Origin of the sequence: Arthrobacter sp. SO3 (assembly GCF_020532825.1) — a bacterium.
Taxonomy (GTDB): domain Bacteria; phylum Actinomycetota; class Actinomycetes; order Actinomycetales; family Micrococcaceae; genus Arthrobacter.
In genome coordinates, this window is the sequence record NZ_MQTS01000193.1 from 2,345 (window position 1) to 11,323 (window position 8,979).

Here is an 8,979-nt window from a genome sequence, read left to right on the forward strand (position 1 = left end):
GGGCGCGGAACCGGACACGAAGCCGGGGTCCTGGCCGGCGATGGTGCGGCCGGCGAGGTAGCCCATGGTCATGATCGGGCCGAGGGTGGCGCCGGCGCCGGGGTAGCCGGCGGCGTAGGCGTTTTCGGTCGTGTTGCCGGCGGCGTAGAGGCCCTCGATGGGGCGGTTGTCCACGTCCAGGACGCGGGCCCGGCCGTCGGTGGCGACGCCGCCGTTGGTGCCGAACGCGCCGTTCACCACCTCCATGGCGTAGAAGGGGCCGGCCTGCAGCGGACTCAGGGACGGGTTCGGGTGCGGGTTGTCGTCGTCGCCCCAGTACTTGTCGTAGGCGCTTTCGCCGCGGCCGAAGTCGGGGTCCTCGCCCTTGACCGCGAAGGCGTTGAACCGCTCCACCGTGGCGCTGAGGTTCTCAGCGGGAACGTTGATCTTGGCCGCGAGTTCCTCCAGTGTTGCCGCCTCGATCAGGTAGCCGGGGGCGGGCTGGCCGGCGCGGTGGGCCAGGATGCCGTAACGCTCCATGTAGGTGTGGTCGACGATCACGTGTGCCGGGGTGTTGAGAGTCTGGTTCCGGGGGGAGTCCCAGGACTGCAGGCTCCGGGCCAAATCGTTGTAGTTCTGGGATTCGTTGGCGAAGCGGCGGCCGTGGCGGTTGACCATCAGGGAACCCGGGCCCTGGCGCTCAAAGCGGAGCAGGGTGCCGATTGGCTGCCCGTCCCGGGTGTCGCCGGTAACTGACATCGGGGCCCACCAGGCTTCCCGGGTGCCGCGGGTCTGACCGCCGATCCGCTGGGCCATCCGCAGCCCGTCGCCGGTGTTCGAGGGCGGCGAGCACATGGTGTACAGCCTCGAAGCGAGCATCGAGTCGGCCAGCGCCTTGTCCCATTCGAAGCCCCCGGTGGCGAGCACCACGCCGTCGTTCGCCTGGAAGACCTGACCGGATTCGAGCTCGACTCCGGTCACCCGGCTGCCGTCAGTGAGCAGCCGGTGGCCGCGGGCGCCGGTGACGAGCGCCGCGCCGTCGCGGACGAGGCTGGCAAGGAGCATGGACACGAGGGCCTGTCCCTTCGCAACGAGCCCGTCGGCCTGGCGCTGGTTCAGCTCATCCCACGGGAACTTGGTGAAGGCGCCCCAGTTTTCGTATTCCTGCATGCTGAACGGGGCGCGGCCGTCCGTGCGGACGTGCGCGGTGAGCGTGCCCAGTGCTTCTTTGCTGTTGAACAGCTCGGGTTCGACCGTGCGGCCGCCCTCCACGGCGCCGGGCAGGTCCTGGCGGTAGTCCGGGAAGTTGTTCAGGAAGATGAAGCGGACGCCGCATTCCTCTTCTACGAAGCGGAGCATCTGGTCCCCGTAGTCCAGGGCGGAGTCCAGGAGCTCCTGCCGTCCGCGCCCGCGGGCCACGGCACGGACGTACTCGGCGGCCGCCTCCTTCGAATCGGTGATGCCGGCCTCCCGGGCGTGGTGGTTGTCTGCAACCCAGAGCATGCCGCCGGAGACGGCCGAGGTCCCGCCCAGCAGGGCGCTCTTTTCCAGGACGACGACGGACTTGCCGGCACGGGCGGCGGTGGCCGCGGCGGTGAGGGCGCCGGCGCCGGAGCCGACCACAACGACGTCGTAGCGGTCGGTTGCGGTTCCATTGACGAATTTCATGGGTGTTGCCTTTCGAGGAATCGGGAAGGCCCCGCGGCTGCCTGGCAGTGTCCCCGGGGAACGGGCCGGCGTGGAACGAGCCGGCGTGGAACGGGCCAGGGCCGGAGGGGGCAAGGCTGGGAAGCCAGTGGGGGAGTGGTCAGGCCAGAGTGGAGTGGCCAGGACGGAACGGGACAGGGTGGCGGCGTCAGACGGCGGTGTAGCCGCCGTCGATCACCAGCTCCGAGCCGGTGGTGAACCGGGACTCGTCCGAGGCCAGATACAAAACGCCGTAGGCGATTTCATCCGGCTCGCCCTGCCGCGGCAGCGGGTTGGAGCCCACGAGCTGCTTGTAGTACTGCTCCGCGCCGATGTCCGACTGCTCGGCGGAGCGGCGGCTCATCCGGGTATTCATGGAGCCCGGGTGGATCGAGTTCACCCGGATGCCGTGGCTGCCGTAGGCGGCTGCGTCGGACTTGCTCAGCAGCCGGACGGCGCCCTTCGTGGCGTGGTACAGCGGGACGTTCCGTCCGCCGGTGATGCCGTGGATGGAGGAGAAATTCACGATGCTGCCCGCGCCCTTTTCGATCATTCCCGGAACGACGTACTTGGTCATCAGCCAGACGCCCTTGACGTTGACGTTGAAGATTGTGTCGAAGTCAGCCAGGGTGGCGGTGTGGGACGCGCCGGCCGGGCCGATGATGCCGGCGGCGTTGACCAGGATGTCCGGGGTACCGAGGTCGTCGGTGACGCGGCGGATCGCCTCGGCGACGCTGTCCTCGCTGGTCACATCGACGTCGTACTGGCTGATGCTGGCGTGGGAGTCGGCGGCCGGGACCCCGGCAACGTCGAGGCTGGCTACCTTTGCGCCGTGTTCGGCCAGCAGGGCGGCGGTGGCACTGCCCAGATCGCCGCGGCCGCCGGTGACGATGGCGGTCTTACCGGCCACGCGGTTCGCTGTGGTGTTCATGTGGTCTGCTCCTCGTAACTCCTGCAGCCTCATTGCTGCGTCTTAGCCAGAGTGACAGTGGGGTTGTGATGGGGACCACACGATTGCCGATGAATGGAAAAATAAGGTTCAGTGGCTCTGCCGGAGCGCGCCCTTGAGCTCGCCGCGCCAGCCCAGGGCGCGGGAGATACCGCGGGCGGAGGCCATCAGTACCGGGACGCGGGCGGGCACGTTCTCCTCGTTCCGGGGCACCACAACGCTCAGCGCGGCGACGACGGCATTGTCCGGGCCGAAGACGGGGACGGCGATGCCGCTGGATTCCTTCACGATCACCCCGGGCATCACGGCGTAGCCCCGTTGCCGGATTTCGGCCAGGTGGCGGCGCAGCTGGGGAGGGTCGGTGAGCGTGGTCTCCGTGAACTTCGTCAGGGGCCGGGCCAGGACGGTTTCCTGGTACTCGGCCGGCGAATTGGCCAGCAGCACCAGCCCCGAGGACGTGGCGTGCACCGGCAGGCGGCCGGCGATTTTCGTGATGTCCACGATCGTGGAATGAGACCCGATCCGCTCGATGTAGAGGACCTCGTCGGAATCCAGGAGGCCCAGGGTGGTTGAGTGCTGGACCACGGCCTGGACGTCCTCCATGAACGGCAGGGCGGCTTCGCGCAGCCCCACCATCTTGGAGCCGCGCGACACCAGCTCCCACATCCGGGTCCCGATGTGTACGTTGCCGCCCGGCTCCCGGTCGAGCAGACGTTCCACCAGCAGGTCGTTGACCAGCCGGTAGGTGGTGGTCACGGGCAGGCCGGTGCGGCGGCCCAGTTCGGCGACGCTCATGGAGGGGTGGCGGTCGTCAAAGGCGCTGACGATCTTGACGAAGCGGCCGATGATCGACTCGCCCGATGCGGAGTTGGCCACAGAACCTCCTCAGGATTCCCGCTCAATGGTAATCCTCCTCGCGGCGATCCGCGTCTCCGGCTCTACTGGGGGTCAAGCATTCCACCCCGGCTGCCGCAACGAAGCGCGCGGCCGACTGAACGGAGCAAAACCATGAGCAACCCCGTCCGCTGTGATGTCCTCGTCATCGGGTCCGGTGTGGCCGGTATGGCCGCCGCGTTGAAAGCCGCCTCGCAGGGGCTGAACGTTATCGTCGCGGAAAAGGAACAGTACTTCGGCGGCACGACGGCGATTTCCGCCGGCTGGGCCTGGGTCCCCGGCAACAAGCAGGGACTGGAGCAGGGCGATACCCGCGAGGAAGCGGAGACTTATCTGCGCAGCCTGGCGCCGGACACCTTTAATGCGGCCGGAGTGAGCGAGTTCCTCGACACCGTTCCGGAAGCCATCTCGTTCTTCGAAAACGAGACCGAGGTGAAGTTCACCTATCCGGAGAAGTCCCCGGACTACCAGATGGACCTGCCCGGCGCGAAACTCTCGGGCCGGGCGATCCTGCCGCAGGATGTCGATGCGCGGGTGCTGGGGGACAAGCGGCTGCTGATGCAGCCCTACATGAGCTCCTACACCGTCTTCGGCTACATGCCGCAGGTGGGCCCGGACATCAACGAGTTCTTCCATGTGAACCAGTCGGTCAAGTCCTTTGCCTACGTGGCGAAGAAGCTGCTGCGCACCTGGGCGGATGCGGCCCGCTACCGGCGCCCGGTCCTGCGTTCCAACGGCAACGCCCTGATGACCCGCATGGTGAAAAGCGCCGACGACCTGGGCGTGCGCCTCTGGAATTCCTCCCCTGCCCTCGCCCTGACGCGGGACGACGCCGGAACCATCACCGGGGCCGTCCTTGGGGGAGATCACGCCGCCACCGTGGAGGCACGACTGGGCGTCATCCTCGCCGCCGGCGGTTTCTCCGGCAACGGGGAACTGCGGAAGCAGTACTTCCCGCACGACGCCAACGGCGACGACCACTTCACCCCGACCGTGGGCCACGGCGGCGACGCAGCCACCCTGGCGATCAGCGCGGGCGGCCACATCGACAACTCGGTCTTCAGCGTGGGCTCCTGGGCGCCGGTCACGGTTTTCAAGTACCTGAACGGCAGGGAACGTCTCTTCCCGCATCTGCGGGCCATCGGCCTGCCGGGCCTGATCGCCGTCGACCGCCACGGCAAGCGCTTCGGCAACGAAGCCCTCAGCTACCACGACTTCGGCGGGACGATGATCGCGCACAACAAGGACGAGGACAGGACGTTCGGGTTTGTGATCGGCGATGCCAAGACCATGCACAAGTATGGTATCGGCTATGCCAAGCCCTGGCCGATGCCGCGCGGCTATTTCTACAAGACCGGCTACCTGGTCAAGGGGAACACCCTGGCGGAGCTGGCCGGAAAACTCGGCATTGACGCCGACGGTCTGCAGGAAACCGTGGCAGGGTTCAACCCGGCTGCGGAACGCGGCGAGGATCCGGCGTTCGGCCGCGGCTCCACCCTGTACAACCACTTCCGCGGCGACATGGAACACAAGCCGAACCCCAACCTGGCCCCGGTCGGCAAGGGCCCGTACTTCGCTGCCAAGATCCAGATGGGCGACCTGGGTACCTTCGCCGGCATCGGCGTCAACGAACGCTCCGAGGTCACCACGGAAGAGGGAACCGCGGTTCCCGGCCTGATTGCCGTCGGCGCGGCGGCGGTCAGCGTCTTCGGCGGCGGCTACCCGGGCTACGGATCACATATCGGGCCGGCCCTGGTGTTCGGCTACCGGGCGGGCCGGGACATCGCCAAACTCGCCGCCGACCGCGGGACCGCCCGCGTGGCTGGTGCCTGATCCGGTCCCATGTGGCCTCGCCGAGGGGCCGGCCGGCCGGTTGACTGGGCAATTGACTGGTCTACTAACTCACGACGGCGCAGGGGCCGGAGGCGACGATGGCAAACTCCCGATCGGGTGATTCGGTGATCAGCCGCGTGGTGCGGCTGATGAGCGCCTTCGACCGGGATCTCCCGACCATGACGCTCTCCGGCCTCGCCCGCCGCGCCTGCCTTCCCTTGACTACGGCGCACCGCCTGGTGGACGATCTGGTGCTGCACGGACTGATCGAGCGGTTGCCGGACGGGAACCTGCGTTCGGGGATGCGGATGTGGGAACTCGCCGCCCGCGGATCGAGGGCACTGAACCTCCGCGAAGTGGCCCTGCCGTTTATGGAGGATGTCCAGGCCGGCGTGCACCAGCACACCACCCTGGCTGTGCTGGACCACGGCACTGTCCTCTACGTCGAGCGCCTTTCCTCGCCGGCTTCCAGCCTGCAGGCGGCCCACATCGCCCAGCGGATGCCGATCCATGCTGCGTCATCCGGCCTCGTCCTGCTCGCGCACTCCGTACCCGCCGTCCAGGAAGAGGTGCTCGCCGGCCCCCTGGCGCAGGTGACCCCGGAGACGATCACGGACCCGGCCCTGATCCCGAAGCACCTGGCCGAGATCAGGCAACGCGGCTATGTCGCCATCCCGGGGATCGGGGTGACCGAATGGACCGGCATCGCCGTGCCTGTCTTCGGCCCGGACGGCATCGTCGCGGCTGCGCTCAATGCCATTGTTCCCAGGGATGAAGCGGCCGTGCCCGTTACGGTTCCGGCGCTGCTGACCGCCGCCCACGGCATTGCCCGCGCCCTCAAGGCGTCAGGCGCGGATCCCCGCCGGTGATTTGCCGAAAGCGAGGAGTGCGGGCGACGCCGCCGTGATGATTCCAGTCCTGCAGTTCCGCTCGGCCTCCTCCGGCCAGGTCCACGTCAGACTGAGTAGCGCTGGATCGATATAGTTGCGGCCTGCCCGAACTGATCGAACTGGCTGGAGCGGCTGGCCGGGGATTCGGGGCGCTGCACGCTCCGATGGATTGTTGAGGGTGACCAAGTGCTCGGCGGGATCGCCCTGCGTCACGAGGGAAACGAGTTTGTGCCGTGGGCCGGACATATCGGATATGGTATCCGGCCGTCCGCGCGCCGGCGCGGACTGGCAACGTGGGCTCTCGGCCGGATGGTCGGCGAGGCGCGGGCACTCGGCATGGAGCGCTTGCTGGTTGTCTGCGAGGCTGAGAACGTCGCCTCGGCGAAGACGATTTTGCGCCATGGCGGCATCTCCGAGGATGCCGCCGGCCGCGGCGCTGTGCTGCGTTACTGGATCCAGCCCGGTGGGCTGAACACCTGAGCCACGGAGCATCAGGCCAGACCGGCGGAGTTGCATCGCGGGAAGTGTGCCCGGATTGGTCAGAGCACGGCCACCTGCGCGGGGACTATCAGCGCGGCGGCTGGAAGCGCTCCCACGCTGATTGCCTGGTCATTCCCAGTGCAGCGCCAATGCGCGCCCAGCTGATTTTTCGTTCACGCGCGGTACCGACCCAGGCGCTCAGTCGCTCTTCGACCTGCGAGGCTACGGCGGCGACTTCCGGCAGGTGCGCGAGTAGTTGGTCATCAGTCATGGCCAGGGGAGACGCGGACTCCGATTCTGCCGTACTGCTGAACAGATCCATGGCTGCTGCTGCACAGTCCCGGCAGATGGCAACGCCGGGACCCGCCACCAAGCGACGTGAAGCGTTGGTCGGACCCGCGCAGAAACTGCACATCATGGGGCGAGCCGGCGCTTGTTCCAGTCCCACGGCATTCCCCCTACAAGTGATCGGCTACCAGTATTCAGCATAGTTGACTTGTCAGGTAAATCCTGACAGGTTGTCAGGCGTGACCTTACAGAGTGCTGCAGCCACCGGAGCCCGGCCACCCCTCGCGACGCCGCTCCTGCGGTTGCCTGCCTTCCGGAAGTTATGGACCGCCACTGGGTTAGAAGGCGCCGGGGACGAAGCCAGCCGGGTCGTGATCCCGATTGTTGCTGTCTCGACGCTCGGTGCCGGCGCCTGGGAGGTGGGGATCATCAATGCACTCGGCATGAGTGCGTTCCTTGTCCTGGGCCTGCCGATCGGCGTCTGGGTGGACCGGCTGCGTCGGCGCAGGCTGATGATCACCGCAGACGTGTTCCGGGCGTTGGTGGTCTTGAGTGTTCCGGCGGCCTTCATTGCCGGTGTCATGACAATCGGCCACCTGCTGGTCTGCGTGGCATTGATCAGCGTCGCCGATGTGGTCTTTACGACGGCACATGGAGCGTTCCTCCCGTCGGTGGTGGGCCGGGATAGAACCAGCGACGCCCATGCCAGGCTGCAGTCGGCGGCCAGCGCGGTCGCCGTCGGCTCCCCCTCCCTGACGGGGGCGCTGCTCGCTGCCATCGCCCCACCCTTTGCGCTGGTCACAGCCGGGATCTCCTACCTCCTGTCCGCGCTGGCCCTCACGGGCATCCACGTCGATGAGGACATCAAGCCAGACCGGGAGCACGGAGGATTCTGGCTTGCCGCCCGGGCGGGCTTGTCCTTCACCGTTCACCACCCGGTGCTCCGGGGTCTTTTCCTGTCCGGAATGATCCTTAACGCTGCCACCATGTTCGGGAGCGCCGCCACGGCGGTATACGCCCTCAACGTGCTGGGGCTCGGCCCCGCCGCTTTCGCGCTACTCAGCACATTCGCCGCCATGGGTGGCCTCGTTGCCTCCTTCGCCGCGCCAGCGATTCTGACCCGGCTCGGCATCGGAAGGACGAGGATTCTCGCTGGCATCGCCTGCCTCCCGGCTGTTGCGCTATTGCCCCTTGCCCCGGTCCTGCCATGGTTCCCTGCACTGTGGCTCGGTGTTTCCGCATTCGGATGGGCTTTCCTGGTCGTGGTCATCTCGGTAGCGGGCGCCGGCATCATCCCGCGCATCGCGCAATCCCGCAGGCTCGGAACAGTCATGGCCAGCAGCAGGCTCTTCACCCTTGGCATCATGCCTGTCGCCAGCCTTGCCGGAGGCGCACTGGCCGCATGGCTAGGTGTCCAGCCGGTGCTCTGGATCTGGGCACTGCTGGCCGGCGCCTCCGCGGTCCCAATCGCGCTCTCCCCGATGCGGACCTGGACGGAATTCCCGGCAGGTTCCGACTCTTGAGTTCTTGCACTGGCCGACTGACGATCAAGCTGGTCATGGGCTGATGGAACCCATGTGACGGCGGTGTGACGAGGCACGGGCAAGGCAACGGGATGCCGGGCCGAACGGCGGTTCCTGGAGCGGGCTGGCACGCAGCCGGTGCCGCTAAATTGTCGGAGGCTCCCTCTATTCTGAAAGTGTGGATAGCCGGACAGTGTGGAGTGCGGAGAGCAGGGCGGCTTTTGAGGCCGTCGTGGCGTCGGTCGCTGCGCTTGCTGCGTTCGCCGGCACCGGGGCGGACCGTGATTTTGATGCGTTTCGGGGTGTGGATCCGTTGCGGGATCTGGCCGATGACTGCCTGGATGGTTTGGCGGGGGTGGCGCGGCTGGAAGCGCGGACGGCGGCGTTGAAGGTGCGGCTGGGCGCGGACTACGTGCGGGCCGCCCGGGCCCTGACGCCCCCGTCGTTGCGGGACTCC

Annotated in this window: 8 protein-coding genes and 2 pseudogenes; 5 read left to right on the plus strand and 5 right to left on the minus strand. The window is 67.4% G+C overall.

The features are described from left to right. From BJQ90_RS18430 to BJQ90_RS18440, 3 genes are all read right to left on the minus strand, one after another. On the minus strand, positions 1 to 1,647 hold a 1,647-nt coding region (locus tag BJQ90_RS18430; protein WP_226761655.1), incomplete at its 3' end, for an FAD-dependent oxidoreductase. Between the two features lie 187 nt (positions 1,648 to 1,834). Next, positions 1,835 to 2,596: an SDR family NAD(P)-dependent oxidoreductase gene (locus tag BJQ90_RS18435; protein ID WP_226761656.1), complete on the minus strand. Its 762-nt coding sequence runs from the start codon at positions 2,594 to 2,596 to the stop codon at positions 1,835 to 1,837. Positions 2,597 to 2,704: 108 nt separating this feature from the next. After that, entirely contained in the window at positions 2,705 to 3,490 is a 786-nt protein-coding gene (locus BJQ90_RS18440; RefSeq protein ID WP_226761657.1) for an IclR family transcriptional regulator, read from the minus strand. Positions 3,491 to 3,622: 132 nt separating this feature from the next. Between BJQ90_RS18440 and BJQ90_RS18445 the strand changes: the two genes are divergently transcribed. The 3 genes from BJQ90_RS18445 to BJQ90_RS18455 all read left to right on the plus strand — a co-directional run bounded on the left by BJQ90_RS18445 (position 3,623) and on the right by BJQ90_RS18455 (position 6,711). After that, positions 3,623 to 5,341 carry an FAD-dependent oxidoreductase gene (locus BJQ90_RS18445; RefSeq protein WP_226761658.1) on the plus strand — a complete coding sequence of 573 codons (1,719 nt, stop codon included), beginning with the start codon at positions 3,623 to 3,625 and terminating at the stop codon, positions 5,339 to 5,341. Between the two features lie 98 nt (positions 5,342 to 5,439). Beyond that, a complete protein-coding gene (locus BJQ90_RS18450) occupies positions 5,440 to 6,210 on the plus strand; it encodes an IclR family transcriptional regulator (RefSeq protein WP_226761659.1) in 771 nt (256 codons plus the stop codon). A gap of 153 nt (positions 6,211 to 6,363) precedes the next feature. Then, positions 6,364 to 6,711, plus strand: a complete 348-nt coding sequence (locus BJQ90_RS18455) for a GNAT family N-acetyltransferase (protein ID WP_226761662.1) — start codon at positions 6,364 to 6,366, stop codon at positions 6,709 to 6,711. 88 nt (positions 6,712 to 6,799) lie between these two features. Here BJQ90_RS18455 and BJQ90_RS18460 read toward each other — a convergent pair whose 3' ends face one another. Then, on the minus strand, positions 6,800 to 7,033 hold the full coding sequence (locus BJQ90_RS18460; protein ID WP_264197415.1) for a hypothetical protein: 234 nt from the start codon (positions 7,031 to 7,033) through the stop codon (positions 6,800 to 6,802). Between the two features lie 3 nt (positions 7,034 to 7,036). Further along, positions 7,037 to 7,129: pseudogene (locus BJQ90_RS22960) on the minus strand (ClpX C4-type zinc finger protein); the annotation flags it as partial. 109 nt (positions 7,130 to 7,238) lie between these two features. Between BJQ90_RS22960 and BJQ90_RS18465 the strand changes: the two are divergent. Beyond that, a complete protein-coding gene (locus BJQ90_RS18465; protein WP_226761660.1) occupies positions 7,239 to 8,522 on the plus strand; it encodes an MFS transporter in 1,284 nt (427 codons plus the stop codon). Between the two features lie 178 nt (positions 8,523 to 8,700). Beyond that, positions 8,701 to 8,979, plus strand: a pseudogene (locus tag BJQ90_RS22795) (endonuclease); the annotation flags it as partial.